Here is a 20,121-nt window from a genome sequence, read left to right as displayed (position 1 = left end):
ACCGCGGGCGGAACAGTGTTGCCGAGCTTCCACGCCACCATCAGAATTGAAGTCGGCTTGCGTCATCACGCGTGGCGGATGATGTCTGCATGATGCGGGTCGTCGTCGCATGAAGGGACCGCTGCTGCCCGACGCGACCGTGACCGACGGCGCGCCGCCCCTGAACGGCGCGACCGACGCGGACGTCGAGACCACGCCGATCCGCCACACCATCGTCCTCGGCCCGATCAGCATGCCTGTCAGCGTGCGATGGCTCACCGCGGTGATACTGATGGCGACAGTCGCGGCCGCGCTGATGCTCGGCGCGCTGTGGTCCATGCTGGGTTCGCACGCCCAATTCGCGGCGGCGCCGACATTCGCGCGGCGGATCGCAACCGATACGGCATTTGCACGCGGCGATCGCCTCGCCGCCACACAGGCGCAAGACGACGACGGCCTGATGCGCGCACGGATCGAACAGCTCGACGACGACCAACTCGGCCCGAAACCCTTCACTCATGTGATCGCCCGGCTCGGCCAGCCGCCGGCGCCGATCGCCCAGGTTGCCGCTGCGCCAGCGAACGCTACGCACGAGGTGGCCGGTGCCGCGACGAAACCGGCACTGCCGCACGAAATCCGCTTCGGCAACTCACATCCGGCAATGCCTGCACATCCCGCGCCGCCGGCGCACGCCAGCGCGTATGCGCCGGCCGATGACACGCAGCCGCTGGCAGCGCCGCCGGTCGACGCCATCAACGTCACGGTGATCGAGAAGGCTAAAGCCCAGGCGTTGGCTCAGGCACAGGACATGCGGCATGTCATCGTTGCGCGCACTGGTGACACGCTGCAGCAGATTCTCACGGCGCTTGGCACCGCGGGGCGGGACACCGAGGCGATCGCCTCGCTGCTCGCACCGCGCAAATGGTTCGGCCGCGACGCCTTCGCCGGCGGCGAAACCATCACCGTACTGCAGGAGCGCCGGGGACAGGCGACGGGACGGCTGCGCAAGGTGAGCATCGCAGGCGCCGACAAGCCGGAGGTGGCGGCGGCGCTGTCCAACAACGGACGCTACGTGCCGGTGACGGCCAGCACGGCAGCCTCAACCCGCGCACCGCAGCACCACGCCAGTGATGAAGCGGCGTTGCGGCCGACATCCGGCGCGAGCCTGCGCGAAAGCCTCGACGCCATGGTGCGGTCGAGCCGGATCGATCGCGCGCTGGTCGACGAACTGTTGCGGCTGTGCGGCCACGATGTCGATCTCGACGCTCCGGCATCGGCGCGCGACCGCGCCGAACTGCTCTACAGCCCCAATGCGCTGGGCCAGCCGGAACTGGCCTTCGCCGCACTGATGCTGGATGGCAAGACCCACCGCTACTATCGCTTTACCGCACCGGACGACGACAGCTCGGACTATTACGACGCCGACGGCCACTCGGTCACCACCTCGCTGCTGCGCAAGCCGGTCGATGCCGGCCATCTCGGCGATGGCTTCGGCTGGCGCGTGCATCCGGTGCTGCGTGACCGCCGCTTCCATGAGGGCGTGGACTATGCGGCGCCGTTCGGCTCGCCGATCGCGGCGGCTGCTGCCGGCGTGGTCGAGAAGATCGACCGGCAATCGGGTTATGGCGAATATATCCGGATCCGCCACGACTATGGCTATGAGACCACCTACGCGCATATCTCCGGCGTGCCGCGCGGCCTGCATGTCGGCGAGCGGGTGCGCCAGGGCCAGACCATCGCCTATGTCGGCTCGACCGGGCTCTCCACCGGACCGCATCTCTATTACGAGGTCCGTATCAACGGCCGTAACGTCGATCCGCTGCGGGTGCGGCTGCGCGCCGGCCGCGTGCTCGACGGCGAGACCCTGGCCGCATTCCACAAGACGCGGGAACGCGCGGATACGTTGCTGCAGGCGCGCCTCGGCGAACACTGACGGCAGGCGCTGCACAGTGGAGCCCGCGGCCGAGACCTGTATCGAGACTTGGATCGAGACTTGGATCGAGACTTGGACTTGGATTTAGATTAGATTTGGACTCCAGCGACAGACGCGTGGACACCGATAACAACAGGGTTTGCCCAAACAGCGACGGGCGCGGAACCCATGGCGCCGCGCCGTCGACTGGCCTTGGTCTCGCCATCCCCTAATTAGGTTCAACACTTCCGGCGACGACAGCACAAAAAAAATCGCGTACCCGCACAAGTTATTCCACGCCGCGATCCACGCCGCATTCCACGCACCAAACGCATGAATCCGCACGTCGAGTGTCAGCCCGTATTCACGATTGCGCGATATCGGCCGCATCCGGCAAACCGTCGCTCCAGTCCAAGCGCGATCACGGCGACGCAACTAGGATCGCAAACCGACTCGCGACTTCAGCGGCAAACGGAGGCAACTATCTTGGCTCAACAGTCCGACCAGGTCTCTGCAATCGGTCCGGAGACCGTGACGAGCGAGGCCGAACAACTCTCAAACCTGATTGGCGAGATTTATGACGCGGCGCTCGACCCGGTGCAGTGGCGGCATGTGATCTGCAAGGCCAGCCGTTTCGTCGGCTGCGCGCCAACGCTCGCGCCGAAGGACGGTGCGGGCGAGAGCAGCAACGTTTATTACCTCGACGACGGCGCGTCACAATTGTTTCGGCAACTCGACAGCAGTACGGCCCTCGCAAGCGCGATCTGCCCGCAACGCGACGACGACAGCGACGCCCGCCGTCGCCTGCGCGCGATCGTTCCGCATCTTCGCCGGGCCATGCAGATCGGGCGGACGGTCGACCTGAAGACCTCGGAAGCGGCGACGTTCACCGATACACTGGACGGCCTGAACGCCGGCATCGCGCTGATCGACGCCAACGGCGGCGTTGTGCACGCCAATACGAGCTTTCGCGCGCTGCTGTCGGCCAGCGACAGCCTGTGCGAGATCGGTGGCAAGTTGGTCGCAACCGACACAGCTACCGAGCAGTCCCTGCGCGAAGCCTTGTCCGCCGCGAGCTGCCACGATGCCGCCAATGGCCCGCACGCAATCGCTTTGCCGCTGCTCGCCAACGACGGCAGCCTCCATGTGGCACACGTGCTGCCGCTTTCCAGTGCGGGACACGCGTCCCGGTTGACCACCACGGCGGTGACGGCCCTGATCGTGCACAGGACCGAGCCGCTGACCCTGTCGCAACCCCAGATGCTGGCACGGCACTACAAGCTGACGGCGACCGAACTGCGCGTGCTACTGGCGATCGTGGATGTCGGCGGGGTGCCCGAGGTCGCCGCCTCACTCGGCATCGCCTACAGCACCGCCAAGACCCATCTCAGCAACTTGTTCGAAAAGACCGGCACCCGCCGCCAGGCCGACCTGGTCAAAATCGTTGCGCGTTTCGCGACGCCTTTTGTCGACACGGCCCGTCGCGACATCCGGTTGCCGACCGAACTCTGCGAGTGATCGGCCTGCCGAACATCCAGATCCGAAGTTCGCGATCAGGCGAACTTCGGATCGCCGGCACCAATGCACTTTCGGACAAAGTGACCTGCGTTTCCCGCAAAAGCCGGCATCCGGCTTTGCTTGCGTGCGCCAAGTAAAAGACGCATTCATTTCACATTTTTGAACGACGTCATCGATCATGCGCTCCGTGCGGGATCCGCGCCGATGCTGCGCCGATCGATGGTGGCCACGTCCTTCCAACGCAAGACGCGGACGATCCCGCCGCGGAATTTTTGCCTCGCCGGATTGTTAATCACCTGGGGCCTTTTGCTCCAGCCCGTTCGATCAGTGCCATTCGACCGCCACCAACGATGATTGCTTCGAGATGATAGACCCCATTGACGTTTCGACAATCCGGTTTTCGACCGAGGGCCTCGCCGAGAAGGACCGCGTGCCGATGTGGCGCGAGTATTACGGGCGCTCGCTGCTCAAGGTCGACATGGAACCGGCGCCCGATGTTCCTTTTCGCTGCGACGTCACGGTCCGTTCGCTTCCGGGATTGCAATTGCTGTCGGGCAGATCGTCCGCCATGTGCATCACCCGCAGCCGGGCCTCCATCGCCGACGGCAACGACGATCTGATCCTGACCGTGAATCGTACCGGCTCTGCGCTCGCCTCCTCACGCGGCCGCGACATCGAACTTCGCGGCGGCGATGCCGTGCTGATGAGCGGCGCCGAGGTCACAACGTTCCAGCGCGTGGGTCCCGGAAGCTCGGTCTCCATACAGGTCCCGCGCACCGCCCTCGCGCCTCTGGTCGAAAACATCGGTGATGCCGTAATGCAGCATATCCCCGGGCACATCGATGCATTGAGACTCCTCGCGAGCTATGCGACCCCGCTGTTCGCGGAAGATGTGTTGCAGTCGCCGGGACTCCACGAACTCGTCGCCGGTCATGTCAACGACCTGATCGCACTGACGCTCAGTGCCGCCGATCTCGCCGCGGGAGCCGCAGCGGATCGCGGCGTGCGCGCCGCGCGGCTGCAGGCGGCGAAGATCTACATCGCCGCGCACAGCGACCAGCAGGGGCTGTCGATCCAGCACGTCGCCACCCACCTCGGCGTCACCGTGCGGTATCTGCAGCGATTGTTCGAGCGCGACGGCACCACGTTCTCGGCGTTCCTGCTCGACCGCCGGCTTGCCGACGCCCATCGCATGTTGTGCGAAGCCGACTTCGACCGCTTGCCGGTCGGCGCCATCGCCTACGACGCCGGCTTCGGCGACCTGTCGTATTTCAACCGTCGCTTCCGCAAGCTCTATGGCCTCACCCCGCGCGACATCCGCGAGACCGGCAAGGCGGCGCTGCGCTAGCACATTTGCCTTCCGGGCCTGCCGATTCATACGGCACGACGTTCAACGCCGCGGCAAAAAAATAGTTCGCGCCATGTCCCTCGAACGGCGGTCGCGGCCCGAACGATGCTCGGCAATGATCCGAAACAAGGACCTTACGTCCCGGAGCCGTCACAAATGTTTCAGCGCGCCTTGTTGATCGCCGCCATCACAGCGTTCGCATCCGCCCACGCCATCGCATGGCACAAGCTCGAGAGCGCAATGTCGGCCACTGGCCCAAGCCACGCCTCGCTGAGTGTCACCGGCGACTGAACACGACCGTCGACGACATTCGACCAACATCGACCATGCGTCGCGGCCATGCGGCGCCCGCGAGACAGGGATTTCTCATGCGCCCGGACAAGACATGGAATGCCGGAACGGCGGCAGTTTGCGGCTGGCTCGCAATACTCATCGTCGCCATGCTGGCGATCGGACTCGATTGGCGTCTCGACGCGATCAGCGGCGAACGCACGATCTCGCTGCTGCCAAACGCCGGCCTCTCCGAGGCGCGGGCGGCGGAGCCCGCCCTCCTCCCACGATGCGCAGCACGCGACCTGCGACTGGTAACCGCGATCGAAGCCCATGGCGAAGCGCAGGATATTCCAGGCGAAACGCTGTACGCCACATTTGCCGCCTTGATCCGCGCACGAGCCGCCTGCGAAGCGGGACGGGCCGACGAAGCGCTCGCGCTCTACGACCGCCTTACGCTGTCGCTGGCCGGAGGCAAGCAGCGGGACGACTGACGCCCCATCGCCCGGCGACGCAGGCACAGGCGTTCCGCACGTCTTCTAGCGCGACTTCTGCGCCAGCTGTTCGGCCAGTTCGATGATGATCATGCGGTCGTCCGTGTCACTGATTTTCGTAAACGCCTGGATCAGCCGCAGGCTTTCGGCGGCGCTAATGTTCGGCAACGACGAGCGATTGTCCTGGACCAGCCTTACCGCCCTTCCGTCGCCTTGCGTGACATCGGACGCGACTATCTCAATGGGGACGGATTTGGATTCGGCAGATTTGGACTCATCGGCGCTCATCGCGGGGACTCCAAAACAGGTTTTCTCGGTCCGACGGATTTGAAATTTGACTGAAGTTGTCGAACCGCGACAGTCGTTCGGCAAACGCACGCCGTGAAACGCGCGCAGTGGCTTCGACGTCTGCCGGCCAGCCGCCAACAATAAAATTGCTAAAATACCAATCTTGATTATCGTTTATAAGCATTCCGAACCGGATGCAACCGCCAGATGCGGAACGGATCCAGGCCCGCCGTCGATCACCAATCCGGACGGAGCGGCTCGGCACCGGCCTGTTGCGGCAGCCCGAAGCCGAGATAACACTCAAGCCGCCAGCAAATAAGCCGGGGCGCAAGACCGTCGGGACGTCAAAGGAAAGCGGCCCGAACAAGACGGGCCGCCAGAACCACGGGACGGGAAAAGCCGGATAAGGCGTCGGGCGACGCCCGTTACGACGAGGCGACCGCCGGCGCGGCCACAGGCTTGCGGCTGGTGGCGAGCACGAGACCGACGGCCGACAGTTCGAGCACGGCGCCGACCAGGCCGAGACTCACATGCGAGGACACTGCAAGCGTAACCGAGCCGATCACCGCGCCGAGGGAAAAGCCGGCATACATGAACGAGGCGTTGAGCGAGAGCGCGACAGGTGCCGCCGCGACGCCTCCGATCGCGATCAGCCGCGCCTGCTGCGAGGGCATGAATGTCCAGGCGCTGACACCCCAGATCACGATTGAAATCAGCACAGGCGCAAGCGCCTGCGCCGGCGTCAGCCATGCCGCCGATGCCGACAGGCTGGCGAAGGCGCAAGCCAGGATCGACAGCGCCGGCACGATGACCTGGCGGGCGCCGAACCTGTCGGTCAGGCTGCCACCGCAGAACACGCCGGTCGCGGCGGCAACGCCCCATACGAACAGCACTGCGCTCAGAGATGTGCCGCTGATACCGGCCGCGGCGGCAAGATAGGTCGCCAGATACCCATAGAGCGTGTAGGCGCCGCTTGCCCACAGCACCGTCACCAGCATTGCCGCAAGCACCGCCGGCCGCCGCGCCACGTCGATCCGTTGACGCAGGCTCGCCACCGGCAGCGCAGCACCAATGTCGCCCGGCAGGCCGATCATCAGTCCAGCGGTCGCAATGGCTGCGAGGATGGCAACGCCACCGAAGGTCATACGCCAGCCCAGCGCGTGGCCGATGAGAGCCCCGAGCGGCACGCCGAGCACGATGGCGAGACTGCTGCCGCCGCTGATGATGGCAAGCGCACGCCCGCGCTGCTGCGACGGCACCAGCGCCCCCGCAAGTGCGGTGGCATTCGGCAGATAAAGTCCGGCGGCGAGGGCAAGCAGAATGCGCGCAGCCATCAGTTCCCAGTAATCGCCAGCCGCCACCGCCAGCAGGTTGGCGAGTGTGAACGCCCCCATGCAGACAATCAGAAGCCGGCGGCGATGCACGCCCGCGGTGAGAGCGGTGAGCACCGGCGAGGAGATCGCATAGGTCAACGCGAACGCGGTGATGAGCTGACCGGCCTGGCCGACGCCGACCGAGAGGTCACCGCCGATGTCCGGCAGCAGCGGCGCGATCATGAAGGCTTCGGTGGCAACGGCAAACGCGCCGAAGGCGAGCCAGACCAGCGGCGCGCGGGACGGCAGAGCTGCGGCGGATGAACTGGTCTGCGGTGCGGGAGATGTCATCGGAGGATGCCTTTTGATGCGAGTGAAGATTGAATGCTCTCGATATTTCAATATGACCGGTCGTCTCAATTCAGATCAAGAAAGAACGACGAAGAGGCGACTGGCTTGTGTCAGATGACGGATTTGGCGAGGCCAGATTTTGCGGAAGCGTTTCCGCCCTCTCAGCCCGGCGGCGCCAGGATCCTGCTGAAGGTGACCTTCATGAAGGCATCGAGCGCACGCCGGTTTTTCTCGACCTTGGCCCGCAGCACCGCGCCCTCATAGGCATCGAGCACCACGCTCGCGAGCACGCCGGCCTTCAGGTCGGTGGCGACGAGGCCTTGCTCCTGTGCATCCGCAATGGCGGTTTCGATATCCTTGGTCCAGCGGACGAAAATCGCATCAAGCCGCTCGCGGATCAGCGGGCTCTGGGTCGAGACTTCGGCGCTGAAATTGCCGAGCAGGCAACCGCGCTCGAAATTCGACTCCGTCGAGATCGTCATCAGGTCTTCGAAATAACGTTTCAGCCGCTTGAGCGGATGCAACGTGCGATCGCGCAAGATCTTGCGCCGCTCGGTGCCCTCGCCGTACCGATCGACGATCTCGGCGCCGAGCGCTTCCTTGCTTTCGAAGTGATTGTAGAACGAGCCCTTCGGCACCCCGGCGGTGGAGGTGATCTCCTGCACGCCGCAGCCGTTGAAGCCTTTCTCAAGAAAGGTCTTCATGCCCGCTTCGACGATCTGCTCCTTGAGGCTGTGGCGTGCCATGTGCCACCAATATGACCGTTCGTCTTAAAAGTCAAGACCGCGGCGGCAAGCTCAGAGAACCGCCTGCTCAATTGACCGGCTGCAGCGACACACCCGTCTTCGGCGCCACATTGAAAACGGCTTCCCAGTGGGTGATTTCGCCGCCCCGCGTGGTCAGGAGTTCGAAGCCCCGCCCCTGCATCCGGCGGCCATTCTGCCCGTCGTCCCACTCGCCTTCCCAGGTGCAGGCGACGATATTGTCGGAGACCGCGCGCAACTGCTTCTGCAAACGATGGTTCTTCTGGCGCGCAAAACGAGCCATCAAAAATGTCTCGAGTGGCGAGCGACCCCATGCATCTGGAAGGTCGTCGAGCCGGACTGCGGCATCCGCGGCAAACGTCGTCGTGACCTCGGCGAGGTCGCCGGCGTTCATCAACCGCTGCGCGCGCTCGATCACGGCCTGCGCATCGTGAAACGTGAGGGCTGTTGCCTGCGGCATGGGATTCTCCTGATCGTGAACGGCCTTCGCGGCCATCCTGGAGGGCAAACCTAGCGGACCGGTGCGCCAGATTCTGTCAGCAGCGAAAGCTCCGTGGTCGCGACCACGGCTGTCGTTCGCTGACGTCACGCGTCGCGACACGCCCTCTCACGTCAGCGGCTTCACCATCCGGATGGTCTCGGCGCCGAAGCCGCCACGGGTGTAGACATCGATCGCACGGACATTGTCGGCGAACACATCGAGGCTGAGAAAGCGATAGCCCTGCGCCCGCGCCCAGGCTTCCGCCTGCGCCATCAATTGTGCGGCGACGCCCTGCCCTTCGGCCTCCTCCACAAGCGCGAGCACCGCCACATAACCGCAGGGCTCATCGGTCACGCCGTCCTTGCCCGGCTGCAGATGGATGTAGCCGAGCCGTTGCCCCCCTTCCGACAGCGCCATCAGCGTGCGCGCGCCCGCAAGCCCGGCATCGACGGTGGCCGCCATGTGCCGGTCCTGAAACCCATCCATCGCCGCGCGGGTGTGCCACACAGGCCCCGGCACGCCGGATAGCCGCGGGGAGAGGCTGTGCATGAAAGCGGTGTCGGAAGGATCGGCGTCACGGATGGTGATGCGGGCCTGCGGCCGCGCGGGATCGGAAGGCATTTTCACTCTCTCATCAAAAATTCAAGCCGGCATCATAGATCACCAAGATGCCCCAGCGGCAACGGCGCGCCGGCCTTCAGGGTCTGGATGGCGATGTTGCTGCGGACTTCGCGCACGATCGGCAGGTTGAGCAGCTTGCCGACGAGAAAGTGCTGATAGTCGGCAAGGTCAGGCACCACGACCTCGAGGAAATAGTCCGCCTCGCCGGACACCAGATGGCATGCGACCACCTCCGGCATCGCGACAACCGCTTTCTCGAACGCCAGCGCACGCTTGTTGCCATGGCTCTCGATCTTGACGCCGACAAAGACCGAAAAGCCGAGGCCCACGCGGTCCCGCCGCAGCGCCGCCCGATAACCTTCGATATAGCCGTCCTGCTCCAGGCGCTTGACCCGGCGCAGGCAAGGTGAAGGTGACAGGCCGACCTTGTCGGCCAGTTCGACGTTGCTCAAACGGCCGTCGGATTGCAGCTCGGCAACGATGCGACAGTCGATAGCATCAAGGTTCGATTTTGGCATGATCACGCATTCCTGAATCTAAAAAGAGCGGATTATTGCGCTGGATACATCTCCCTTAGCACACTTCGCAAGGACATGCGCCGGATAACCATGACAGCATCATTAGCATCGACACCTTTGCCAAGGATCTTCGCAATGACCGATCGCTCCTCCCTGCATGCACTCCTCGAAGCCGTTGCACGCTACTTCGAGCTGATGTTCGACAACGATATCTCGCGCTTCGACGAGGTGTTCACCCCAAGCGCCCAGTTGCATGGACTGCGCGACGGACAACTGCGGCTGCTACCCGCGCAGACCTACAAGGACGCGCTCGCGTCAGGACCTTCGCCGAAATCAAAACATGCGCCACGCCGGCAGGAAATCTTGCTGGTGGATATTGCGTCGCCGACACAGGCGATGGTGAAGGTCCGCGTCCGGATCGATGCGATCCAGTATCTGGACTACCTCGCCTATCATTGCATCGATGGCGCGTGGCTGATCACAGCCAAGTCGTTTCATGTCGAGCAGAGATATGACGCAGCGCCGAGCTGATGGGCGTGTCGACGACTACTGATACGTCGCCACGATATCCGACACCGCGCGCTCCAGTTGCTGCGCGGTGGCGCACTGGCGCACCACGGTGCAGAAGGTCGAATAACGCGGCATCTCGGAATCGCCCCAGCCCCAGGCCATGCGTCCCTCGGGGTTGAGCCAGACCAGGCGCTTGGAGCGCTCGGCGATGCGGCGCAGGATATCGGCGCGCGGATCGAGGTTGTTGGTGCGGGCATCGCCCAGGATGATCACGGTGGTGCGCGGCGTGATCGCGTTCATCCACTGGTTTTCGAAATCGGCGAACGAATTGCCGTAATCGGACGAGCCGAAGCCGACGCTCGCCATGATCTCCTTCATGGCGTCTTCGGGATCCTTTTCTTCCAACAGCCGGCTGACTTCGACGAGATGGCCGGAGAACGCGAACGAGCGCACATCCGACACTACCTCATGCAGGCTGTGGATCAGCAGCAGAAAGAAATCCGAGACTTTCGCCACCGAACCGGAGACATCGCACAACGCCACGATCTGCGGCCGGTCGCGATGCCGGCGTTTCCAGGCGGTGAGAAACGGCACACCGCCCCAGGAGGCGTTGCGGCGGATGGTGCGGCGGACGTCGAGGTGCCCACGACGCTGGCGCTTGCGCGGCTTGCTGTAGCGCTCGCGCAGCCGGCGCGCGATCTGGCGAATCAGCGCACGCATTTCCTCGATCCGGCGCGGCTCGATCTGGTACAGCGGCGCATTGCGCAGGATCTCGTTGCGCAGGCTTTCCTTCTCCTCGCGCCCGTAGAGCAGCAGCGCCTGGGTCACACGCTCCCGGACATTGCCGCGCAGCGCATCCAGCGCCGCCGCCAACCGCTCGGCGTCCGCGGGATTGGACACCGTCAGCGCGTCCAGATCGTCGCGCAGGCGCGCAATGCCGAGTTGATCGAGAATGCGGTTCGAGTAGATGCCGCGCTGGGTGAAATAACGGATGTCCGGCAGCGACGCGGCATTCGATGCATTGGCAAGCGCCGCCGCCATCGCGGCGCGGTCCCCCGACAGCAGCATCTGCGCCAGCGTGCCGAGGCTGGGCGGGCCACCGGCCGCCGTGGCCTCCTGCCCGGCCTGTTCGGCCGCCTCATCGGTGCGATCCTGATCTGTCCCATCCGTCTCGGACGCATCCGAACCATCGGCCTCAGGCGCAGTATTCAGATCGGGATGATCGAAGAACAGATCGAAGCAGTCGCTCAACGCCTGCTTCTCGTCCTGGGATTTGGCCAGGGTCAGCAGCAGCGCATCGCGCAACACCAGGCGATCGGAAAAGCCGATCTCCGCCACGGCGCGCATCGCATCGATGCTCTCGGCCGGCGAGACGCGGACCCCCGCGCCCCGCGCCGCCCGAAAGAAACGATGCAGGTTCTCCTTCATCGCCGTCACCCGAAGACGTTGGGCCGCGCCGCCTTGGAAATGAACGTGTGCACCTGAGGCAGCGTGGCTTCGATGTCGGCCTCGTACTTCAGGAGCACGTTGAGGGTGTCCTTGACCATGTCGTGGTCGAGCTCGGAGGATTGCAGCAGAAGCAGCACCTTCGCCCAGTCGATGGTCTCGCTCACCGACGGCAGCTTCTTGAGGTCGAGGGTGCGGACCTGGTTGATGAAGCCGACGATCTGCTTGCGCAGCACCTCCGAGATCCCGGGAACGCGGGTCTCGACAATGCGCTCCTCCAGCTTCTGTTCGGGGAAGCCGATATGGAGATGCAGGCAGCGCCGCTTCAGGGCGTCGCCGAGATCACGCTCACCGTTCGAGGTCAGGATCACCGTCGGCGGCACCACCGCCGACACGGTGCCGAGCTCCGGAATGCTGATCTGGAAATCCGACAGGATCTCCAGCAGCAGCGATTCGAACTCGGCATCCGACTTGTCGATCTCGTCGATCAGCAGCACGCAGCCTCCCGGCTGCTCCAGCGCCTGCAACAGCGGGCGCGGTTCGACAAATTCCTTGGAGAAGAACACGTCGCCGAAATTGTGCAGCTGGTCGAGCGCCGCCGGCAGCGTCTCTGCGCCGCCCAGCACCTCGCCGAGCTTGTCCTTCAGGATCTGGGTGTAGAGCAGCTGCTTGGCGTATTTCCACTCGTACAGCGCCTTGGCCTCGTCGAGGCCCTCATAACATTGCAGGCGAAGCATCTTCAGCCCGCGCCAGGAGGCGATCGCCTTCGCAAGCTCGGTCTTGCCGACGCCGGCGGGGCCTTCGACCAGGATGGGTTTTTCGATCTGCTGCGCGAGATAGACCGCGGTCGCGATCTGACGGCTGGCGATGTAGCCGGCCGAGGCCAAGCCGTTTTGCACGGTCTCGATCGAGGCTGTGGGCCGTTGGTCAGCCAATGTCTCACTCCCGGTTTCTTCAGCGCGTCCATGGCCGGGAGGTCCTCAGCGGACACGCGGCCGGAAACTGGATTTTCGCCATCTGTGCTACGCGCTTCCCCACCTGCCGTCCAGAGAACGCCGCCGCAGAGCCCCATGCGCCGCGCCGCCCCCGGTGCATTTTCACACATATTTTGAAAGACTTGCCGGGCATCGCGAGACCTGCCGACACGCCCCGGACCGCAACCTAAACCGCGGCTGCTCCCCGTAACCGGGGCGCGCGCCTGAGCGCCGACATCAGCAGGACACGAAGGGGAAAGGAGGATTTATTCCCGCCGGGCAGTTGGACCTTTGACGGATTACGCTCACGTCGGTTGCCGCGTAACATCGCAAGACCTGTCGCCGGGCTACCTCCTGCGACGGCACTTCGTGAGGCCCGGTGGAAACGCCGGGCCCTTTTTCATTGGCTTGCCTCGGATCCCTCGAAACGCTGCGCCAATTGCGCGAGCGACAGCCGCGCGCCGGCATCGTTGTCCTCCGGCCGCAGGCCCGGTGGCAGATTGCTGCAGGCGAATACGACCTCAGTGCCGCCGGGCACATCGCCGAACGTGATCACCATTGTCATCTCGCCGTGGAAGGCAGGATCGGGGCTGTCGAAAACGACGGCTTCGACGATCCGCCGCGGCGGCGTGAGTTCGACGAAACGCACGCTGACCCGGTCTTCCCGCTCGGACGTCTTGCCTTGAAAAGTGCGCTCACTCTCGGGATAGACCAGCGACATGCTGTAGCCACCGCCGACCCCGGCCGTGAATGCGTGAATCGTGCCGGTCATCTCCGCTGGCGGCAGCCATTCAACCAGCGCCATCGGATCGATGAAGGCAGCGTAAAGCTCCTCGGGTCGGGCCCTGATGATCCGTGATGTGCGGCTCGAGGTGTTGGCGCGGGAATCCGTCATGGAGTGCTCCGTCCTTCATCTCGCGACATCCATCGGCGACCTCGCACCCAAAACAAGCGGGGCCGCCGTACTCAAACGCTCGGCGGCCCCCATCCCGCAGGACGCTGGAAGATTGGGGTCGACCTGCGACGTTGCGAGACACAGATATGATAGCGCAACGCGGCGCCGCCGCATCATCATACAGTTTTTAACCTAACGCTTTAAGGTTACCGGCCGCGCGACGGGACGCAAAGCCAGTTGCCCCGCGCTCTGCTACGGAATGTGATTTTAATCACAGTCTGCCGGCGGGAGCCGGGCTTATGGTCAGAACTGCCCCGGTCACCTTCCACTTAGACCTTGGCCGGCGCCGGTGTGATTATTGAACGACCGACCGATGTATTTAAGGTCTGGTGTATTTGATCACGTATTCGCAGTCAGACCGGCGCCGTTTGGTCTTAGACACTGGTTGGTCTTAGACACTTGTTGGTCTTAGACTTGTTGGTCTTAGACTTGGGAAATCGGCCGCACTGGCGCGGCAGCGCCGCAGACAGCGGGATTTGCGAGCGCCGAATCAGCGCTACACTCGCGCTCCCATGCCCCGCCCCCTTCCGCACCATCCCGTCAGCAAAACCCAGGCCCGCCGCATCTGGCTGCATGCGCAGCGGCTCGACACGTCAGCGCCGTTCGGCGAGGGGCCGCAGGCGACACAAGCTGCGGTCGAGCATCTCGGCTATGTGCAGATCGACACCATCAATGTGATCGAGCGCTGCCATCACCACATCCTGTTCAGCCGGATCCCGAGTTATCGCCGTGCTGACCTGCGACAGGCGCAGAGCCTCGACAAAAGCGTGTTCGAATACTGGACCCACGCGCTGTCCTATGTGCCGACCCGCGATCTTCGCTTCTTCATCGCAGCCATGCGCGAGCACAAACGCAACCCCAGCAATTGGTTCGAGACGGTGAGCCCCGCCGACATGCGCAAGGTGCTGCGGCTGATCCGCACCGGCGGCCCGCTCTCGATCCGCGATATCGACGACGACGTGCTGGTGGACAAGATCCATCCCTGGGCCAGCCGCAAGCCCTCCAAGCGGGCGCTGCAGCTCGCATTCTACACCGGCATGCTGACCATCAGCGAGCGGACCGGGATGCTGAAGAGCTATGATCTGATGGCGCGGCATTTCGGCTGGGAGACACCGCCAAAGCCGGCGTCAGCCACCGACACCGCCGCCTATCTGCTGGACCGCGGCCTGCGTGCGCAGGGCATCGTCAGCCTCGATTCGATCTGCCACCTCGACGCGCCGAGCAAGGCCGCCGTGCGCCGGCAGATCGAGGCGCGGCTGCGCCGCCACGAGCTTGTCGCCGTCACGCTCGAAGGCGCAGGCAAGCAGGAGCATTGGGCGAAACCCGAAGCGCTTCAGGACACCGCCGCACCGCAATCCGAGCTCGTTCACATCCTCTCGCCGTTCGATCCGCTGATCATCCAGCGCAAGCGCACCCATCTGGTGTTCGATTATGAACATCGGTTCGAGGCGTATATTCCCAAGGAAAAACGCCTGTTCGGTTATTTCGCGCTGCCGGTGCTGGTCGGCGACACCATCATCGCAGCGCTCGATCTCAAGACCGACCGCCAGGCCAAAAAATTGCTGATGCAGAAATGGAGCTGGATCGGCCGAGGGCAGCGCAAGGCGCTGAAACCGCTGATCGAGGACGCGCTGGACCGGTTCGAGCGGTTTCAGCTCGCGGACTGACGTGGAGCGGTTCTGTGACGGCTGTTCTGGCCGGACAAGCCGCAGATCCAGGGGTGATGCCGCAATTTCTTGCGAGAACCGCAGCATAAGGACTTGCCTCCACCGTCGGTCGCGCGCACTGTTGGGCGCTACGAAAACTGTGGCGGGCGGGACCGACCCCATCCGATGCGGTCAAGATCTGGGCGTTAAAGCCGGGGCGTGCAGAATCGGGACGGATAAATTCTGCCCTGTGAAAATTGGCATATGTGGAACCGGTCCATTTGAAACCAACTCAGAGCATACACGTATTTTGAAGCCTGCGTATTTCAGACATCGATACCGTACGGAACAGACCATGACTCGCCCCACGGACGCACAGCAGCTTGCCATTCAGGCCAAGCTCAATCTGGTATTGGGCGCCGCAGACTATGACCGCATGTTCCTCGGATTCCGCGTCGAGGACATTGAAGACGAAGCAGTGTTTGCCCGCGCACGCAGCGAATACCAGGCCAACCAGATCGAAACCCGCTACGGACGCCAGCTCGCCGCCGTCGTGCAAAGCGTAACCGGACACCCGATTGCACGGGTGACGGTCCGCGCCAAACGCTGGGCGGATTGAGCGGCCCCAGTGGTCTTTCCAAGGCGATCACAAACGCACCTGATCTTAGGGAGCCGAATTTCCGGCTCCGCATGCGAGCCCACGAGCACGCGCGTGAATGCCCGGCCGTTACGCCGAGGCTGCTGCGGAAGCCGCGGGAGAGGTGGGCCCGATCGGCGAAGCCTGCAGCCGCCGCGCCTGATCTGATCCCTCCGGCATCACTCGCTCGATGGCAGTTTCTCCCATGCAGTGGTTCGGCACCAATGTGGGTCGTCTTATTGCATCTGTCTCGAGTTCTATTGCAGCTGCGGCGATCGCTGGATTGTAAACTGGAATTTAGCGCTGGCGGTCGCGCAGAGTTGAGCGGCACAGGTGCCGCGCACCGTGGCGCTTCTTCGAACGCGTCCTACGTTCATAGCGACATTGATGACGGTTGGGAGCAATCGAGCGATGGATTACGGAGAATGACAATGTTGCGCAAAACGATGATCGCGCTCCTGACGGTTGCATCTGTCGGACTGGTTGCCCCGACGATGGCATCCGCACGCGGCGACGGCGGTGGCCATGGCGGCGGCTTCGGGGGTGGTGGCTTCCACGGCGGAGGCGGTTTCCACGGTGGCGGATTCCATGGTGGAGGCTTCCACGGATTCCATCATCACGGCTTTGGCCGTGGGTTGGCGTTCGGCGGCTTTGGTTATGGCCTTTATGGACCATACGGCTATGACGACTATGACTACGGATATCCGTATGCCGGCAACTCGTTTTACGACGATTCCGACGCCGACACCGGCAGCTGTTATGTGGTGCATCAGCGGGTGCACACGAAACATGGCTGGCGCCGGCGGCCGGTCGAGGTCTGCAACTGACCTCTGCAACTGATCCACATCATCGCCCGGCTCTCACGCCGGGCGAGGAAATCCGACAAATTCGTCCTACTCGTCACCCAGAAAATGCAGCAGCGCGAAGTTGAACAGCTTCGGATCCTGCAGGAAGGCGAAATGACTGGCGTTGGGCAGGATCAACAATCCGGCGTGCGGGATGGTCGCCGCCATGTATTCGGTGTGATCGCGCTTGATCGCCTCGTCATGGTCGCCGTCGACAATAAGCACCGGCGTGTCGATGCTCCTGAGCTGCGCGTCGCTCCAGTTCGGCTGGCTGGCCCACATCTTGCCGATCTGCTCGACAAAGGCATCGTAGTCGCCGGGCGTTGCCGAGCGGGCAGCGTATTCCTGGCCGGCGCGGGCGATGTAGGCGGCGAAGGTTGGATTCTTTTCGACGCCGTCGATCACGCCTGACGTCATGGTGTTGGCGGCAAACGCGAAAACCTTGCCGACGCGGTCCTTGTGACGCATGGCGAGATCGAGGCCGAGAATGGCGCCGTCGCTCCAGCCGACGATATCGGCTTTTTCGATCTTGAGTTGGACCATTAATGCGACAACGTCGTCGGCCATCAGATCGTAGCCATACGGGCGGCTGTCGCGGGTGCTGCGGCCATGGCCGCGGCTGTCCATCAGGATCACGGTGTGATGGGCGGCGACCGGGCCGACCTGGTTGCCCCAATAATCGGTGTTGGCGAGGCCGCCGTGCAAAAAGATCACCGGCGAACCCTTGCCGAGTTCCTGGCCATAGATCGCATAATGGATGCGGATGCCGTTGACCTCGGCCTCGCCGCTGCGATCGGTGGGAATCGGCGCCGGCGTCGGCGGCAGGGTCTCCCATCGCTCCGCCGCGCCGGCCGGCAGGGCGGCAAACACCATCAGGACCACAAACAGCAGGGCGCGCATCAATCCTCTCCGACAAAGATGACCTCGGATCATGGAACGCGCTTTCGGACTTTTCGGTGTCCGGCCAGCGCTGTCCCCACAACCCACAAAGCGCTCTACACGCCGCTCCAGCCGGAAAACGTCGCCGCCTGCCCGCGCAGATGGCCGTCGCGGTCGATCAGATTCCAGACGATGCCGCTCTCGATCCAGAACCGGCGGCCGGTTTTGGAAATACGAACGCCGCGGTAATCGGAGATGAAACCGTGACGCGTGACGCTCTCCATCAGCCGCTGGCGCTCGGCGCGATCGGGCGCCTCGGCAGAAAGGCGCGACGGCAGGGTGATGAACTCGTCCCAGTCATATTCGAAGCAGGTCTGGGCCGCCTTGTTTGCATAGATGAAGCGCGGATCCGCGTCGGTGTTGTGAGCCAGCACCGCAAACGGCGCGTCGCGATAGAGCCAGTGCGGCCCATTTGCTTTGGCGAGCTGCCCTTCATCAACGAGGGAGTTGCCGGTCAGGCGCGCAAAGCTGCCGGTGAGCAGGTCAAAGAAGTCGGGATCCACGGAGAGATCCGCGGATGGAGGCACGATGTGAACTGTCATGAGACCGTCGTAAAACCTGTGGCGGGTGGATGCCGCGAAGCCGTTGCGACTGCCTGCACATATAAGAGTCGATCGCCCAGGGACACCCGCCGATCACGATCTCCTGATGGATACGCACCCTATGCGATCGCTGATGTCGCTTCGCTCATCCGGGCCACGCCGCACACCGCCGTTTTGTCCGCGGAAGACCGACCATGCGTCGGAACTATGATGTGGATTCGCGCATCTCTTCGGGGTCGCCGAACCATCGCGACGCGGCCTGTGTGACATCCTCGTCAGCAAAGGTGTCCGCGGCCCAGGCTACAACGCCATCGGGGCGCACAAGCAGCGCGCTCAGGCCCAGCCGATCCCTGGCCTCGCCTGCGGCATACGCAATCCGGCCGCTCCAGCGGCTTGCGAGCGTTCGACGTGACGGCCGGGTGTCAAAGTCCAGCAGCAAGCCTTTCCCGTTCCTGAGCAGTTCACCCAGCTTCGTGCCGTCGGCCAATTCGAAATCGGGCGCGCTGCGGCCTACCAGGGGATGGCCCTCGCCGAGATCATAGCGGAGCGACACCCCCCAGACGCGCTCGGCGAAATAGGTCGCGCCGTCACGGGTGTCGATGAGATCGCGGATGATCGCTTCGAGGGCGCGCGTACTCTTGGTCGGCCGCATCAGCGCCACCTGGGCGCGGGACCAGTCCAGGATCTGCGCGCCCACCGGATGCCGCTCGCTCGCATAGCTGTCGAGCAGGCCGGCCGGTGCGTCACCGCGAATGGTCGCAGCCAGCTTCCATCCGAGGTTCATGGCGTCGCCAAAGCCGAGGTTAAGCCCCTGGCCGCCCAGGGGCGAATGGATGTGCGCGGCATCGCCCGCCAGCAGCACCCGCCCCCTGCGGTATATGGTCGCCTGAAAGGCGCGATCGGTCCAGGTGGTGGCAAGCTTGAGCGCCGTCAAGGTGACATCGGTGCCGGAGATGCGGCGCAACACCGCCTGCACATGCGCAAGCGTGATCGACTGGGTTCGGTGGAAAGCGCCGCCGTCAAAATCGACCATCGCGATGGTCCCGGGCTGCGCGTACGTATACATGCCGGTCGGCGTGTAATGGCGGCCGGGGGCGAGCTTGTCCGGATCGGCCAGCTCGACGTCAACAGAATAGCCGGTGAACTCGGGATCGGTGCCGACGAAGTCGAAGCCACTGGCCTTGCGAACCGTACTGCGGCCGCCATCACAGCCAACCAGCCAGCGGCAGCGAAAGATCTCGCCGCCGGCGCGAACGGTCACGCTGTCGTCCGATTGATCGACGCCTTCGACGCCGCGGCCACGACGTATCTCAGCTCCCATGGCACTCGCGCGCGCGGCCAGGACGGATTCGATGTGCTCCATCGCGACCGCCATGTTGCTGTCGGCCGGACTTGATGAGCGCAGATTTGCCAGGCGATACGGCCACTTCGAGGCATCGATGTTGTCGTGGAAAAACTGGATGCCGGCGAAATGGCCGCCCGGACGGCGCGGCTGCTGCATCCAGTGCGCTGAACCGGATGCGTTGTTGCTGCCCGATTGATCTCTGGCGCGCTGCGGCGCTGCGATGTCGTCCAGCAGACCGCGACAATCAAAGGCCTCGATGGTGGGCACCGAGAGGCCGCGCAAGCCGAACGGCAGCCGCTTCAGCGGGGAATCCGGGCTCTCGTTCTGCTCCAGCACCAGCACCGAGAGATTTGCGAGGCGCAGCTCACACGCGAGATAAAGGCCGACCGGACCCGCACCGGCAATCACGACATCATACAGCAAAA

At 63.9% G+C, this 20,121-nt stretch carries 21 protein-coding genes; 9 read left to right on the top strand and 12 right to left on the bottom strand.

Annotation, left to right across the window (positions count from 1 at the left end; genetic code table 11):
• Positions 1–109: 109 nt before the first annotated feature.
• The 5 genes from RS897_RS20825 to RS897_RS20805 all read left to right on the top strand — a co-directional run bounded on the left by RS897_RS20825 (position 110) and on the right by RS897_RS20805 (position 5,521).
• Positions 110–1,912: a M23 family metallopeptidase gene (locus RS897_RS20825; protein WP_315838385.1), complete on the top strand. Its 1,803-nt coding sequence runs from the start codon at positions 110–112 to the stop codon at positions 1,910–1,912.
• 465 nt (positions 1,913–2,377) lie between these two features.
• Positions 2,378–3,409: a helix-turn-helix transcriptional regulator gene (locus RS897_RS20820; RefSeq protein WP_315838384.1), complete on the top strand. Its 1,032-nt coding sequence runs from the start codon at positions 2,378–2,380 to the stop codon at positions 3,407–3,409.
• Positions 3,410–3,773: 364 nt separating this feature from the next.
• Positions 3,774–4,757 carry an AraC family transcriptional regulator gene (locus tag RS897_RS20815; protein WP_315838383.1) on the top strand — a complete coding sequence of 328 codons (984 nt, stop codon included), beginning with the start codon at positions 3,774–3,776 and terminating at the stop codon, positions 4,755–4,757.
• A 156-nt stretch (positions 4,758–4,913) separates the two neighbouring features.
• Complete coding sequence (locus RS897_RS20810; protein WP_315838382.1) at positions 4,914–5,048, top strand: hypothetical protein; 135 nt, start codon at positions 4,914–4,916, stop codon at positions 5,046–5,048.
• A gap of 77 nt (positions 5,049–5,125) precedes the next feature.
• Positions 5,126–5,521 carry a hypothetical protein gene (locus tag RS897_RS20805; RefSeq protein ID WP_315838381.1) on the top strand — a complete coding sequence of 132 codons (396 nt, stop codon included), beginning with the start codon at positions 5,126–5,128 and terminating at the stop codon, positions 5,519–5,521.
• A 45-nt stretch (positions 5,522–5,566) separates the two neighbouring features.
• Here the strand turns inward: RS897_RS20805 and RS897_RS20800 are convergent, their stop codons facing one another.
• From RS897_RS20800 to RS897_RS20775, 6 genes are all read right to left on the bottom strand, one after another.
• Entirely contained in the window at positions 5,567–5,809 is a 243-nt protein-coding gene (locus RS897_RS20800; protein ID WP_315838380.1) for a hypothetical protein, read from the bottom strand.
• 425 nt (positions 5,810–6,234) lie between these two features.
• Positions 6,235–7,473, bottom strand: coding sequence for an MFS transporter (locus RS897_RS20795; RefSeq protein ID WP_315838379.1), 1,239 nt, complete (start codon positions 7,471–7,473; stop codon positions 6,235–6,237).
• Between the two features lie 161 nt (positions 7,474–7,634).
• Complete coding sequence (locus RS897_RS20790) at positions 7,635–8,219, bottom strand: TetR/AcrR family transcriptional regulator (protein ID WP_315838378.1); 585 nt, start codon at positions 8,217–8,219, stop codon at positions 7,635–7,637.
• A gap of 67 nt (positions 8,220–8,286) precedes the next feature.
• Positions 8,287–8,697 carry a nuclear transport factor 2 family protein gene (locus RS897_RS20785; RefSeq protein WP_315838377.1) on the bottom strand — a complete coding sequence of 137 codons (411 nt, stop codon included), beginning with the start codon at positions 8,695–8,697 and terminating at the stop codon, positions 8,287–8,289.
• A 147-nt stretch (positions 8,698–8,844) separates the two neighbouring features.
• Complete coding sequence (locus RS897_RS20780) at positions 8,845–9,339, bottom strand: GNAT family N-acetyltransferase (RefSeq protein WP_315838376.1); 495 nt, start codon at positions 9,337–9,339, stop codon at positions 8,845–8,847.
• A gap of 32 nt (positions 9,340–9,371) precedes the next feature.
• Positions 9,372–9,857 carry an Lrp/AsnC family transcriptional regulator gene (locus tag RS897_RS20775; RefSeq protein WP_315838375.1) on the bottom strand — a complete coding sequence of 162 codons (486 nt, stop codon included), beginning with the start codon at positions 9,855–9,857 and terminating at the stop codon, positions 9,372–9,374.
• Positions 9,858–9,992: 135 nt separating this feature from the next.
• Between RS897_RS20775 and RS897_RS20770 the strand changes: the two genes are divergently transcribed.
• Positions 9,993–10,388, top strand: a complete 396-nt coding sequence (locus tag RS897_RS20770) for a nuclear transport factor 2 family protein (protein ID WP_315838374.1) — start codon at positions 9,993–9,995, stop codon at positions 10,386–10,388.
• Positions 10,389–10,403: 15 nt separating this feature from the next.
• On the opposite strand, the gene RS897_RS20765 is transcribed toward RS897_RS20770, so the two are convergent.
• From RS897_RS20765 to RS897_RS20755, 3 genes are all read right to left on the bottom strand, one after another.
• Positions 10,404–11,795, bottom strand: coding sequence for a vWA domain-containing protein (locus RS897_RS20765; protein WP_315838373.1), 1,392 nt, complete (start codon positions 11,793–11,795; stop codon positions 10,404–10,406).
• A 5-nt stretch (positions 11,796–11,800) separates the two neighbouring features.
• Complete coding sequence (locus tag RS897_RS20760; protein ID WP_315838372.1) at positions 11,801–12,748, bottom strand: AAA family ATPase; 948 nt, start codon at positions 12,746–12,748, stop codon at positions 11,801–11,803.
• A 439-nt stretch (positions 12,749–13,187) separates the two neighbouring features.
• Positions 13,188–13,682 (bottom strand): SRPBCC domain-containing protein, encoded by a 495-nt coding sequence (locus RS897_RS20755; RefSeq protein WP_315838371.1) that lies wholly within the window; start codon positions 13,680–13,682, stop codon positions 13,188–13,190.
• A 572-nt stretch (positions 13,683–14,254) separates the two neighbouring features.
• Here RS897_RS20755 and RS897_RS20750 point away from each other — a divergent pair.
• The 3 genes from RS897_RS20750 (at position 14,255) to RS897_RS20740 (ending at position 16,852) form a co-directional block, all read left to right on the top strand.
• Positions 14,255–15,409, top strand: a complete 1,155-nt coding sequence (locus RS897_RS20750) for a winged helix-turn-helix domain-containing protein (RefSeq protein WP_315838370.1) — start codon at positions 14,255–14,257, stop codon at positions 15,407–15,409.
• Positions 15,410–15,743: 334 nt separating this feature from the next.
• Positions 15,744–16,007 (top strand): hypothetical protein, encoded by a 264-nt coding sequence (locus tag RS897_RS20745; protein ID WP_315838369.1) that lies wholly within the window; start codon positions 15,744–15,746, stop codon positions 16,005–16,007.
• A 449-nt stretch (positions 16,008–16,456) separates the two neighbouring features.
• On the top strand, positions 16,457–16,852 hold the full coding sequence (locus RS897_RS20740; protein ID WP_315838368.1) for a hypothetical protein: 396 nt from the start codon (positions 16,457–16,459) through the stop codon (positions 16,850–16,852).
• 66 nt (positions 16,853–16,918) lie between these two features.
• Here RS897_RS20740 and RS897_RS20735 read toward each other — a convergent pair whose 3' ends face one another.
• The 3 genes from RS897_RS20735 to RS897_RS20725 form a co-directional block, all read right to left on the bottom strand.
• Positions 16,919–17,770 carry an alpha/beta fold hydrolase gene (locus tag RS897_RS20735; protein WP_315838367.1) on the bottom strand — a complete coding sequence of 284 codons (852 nt, stop codon included), beginning with the start codon at positions 17,768–17,770 and terminating at the stop codon, positions 16,919–16,921.
• A 95-nt stretch (positions 17,771–17,865) separates the two neighbouring features.
• Positions 17,866–18,351, bottom strand: a complete 486-nt coding sequence (locus RS897_RS20730) for an MEKHLA domain-containing protein (protein ID WP_315838366.1) — start codon at positions 18,349–18,351, stop codon at positions 17,866–17,868.
• Between the two features lie 205 nt (positions 18,352–18,556).
• Positions 18,557–20,119 carry an FAD-dependent monooxygenase gene (locus tag RS897_RS20725; protein ID WP_315838365.1) on the bottom strand — a complete coding sequence of 521 codons (1,563 nt, stop codon included), beginning with the start codon at positions 20,117–20,119 and terminating at the stop codon, positions 18,557–18,559.
• Between the last annotated feature and the right edge of the window lie 2 nt (positions 20,120–20,121).

Origin of the sequence: Bradyrhizobium prioriisuperbiae (assembly GCF_032397745.1) — a bacterium.
In the GTDB taxonomy this organism is placed as follows: Bacteria; Pseudomonadota; Alphaproteobacteria; order Rhizobiales; family Xanthobacteraceae; genus Bradyrhizobium_A; species Bradyrhizobium_A prioriisuperbiae.
Note: the sequence above shows the minus strand (reverse complement) of the source record. Positions and strands in the feature narration are given on the sequence as shown.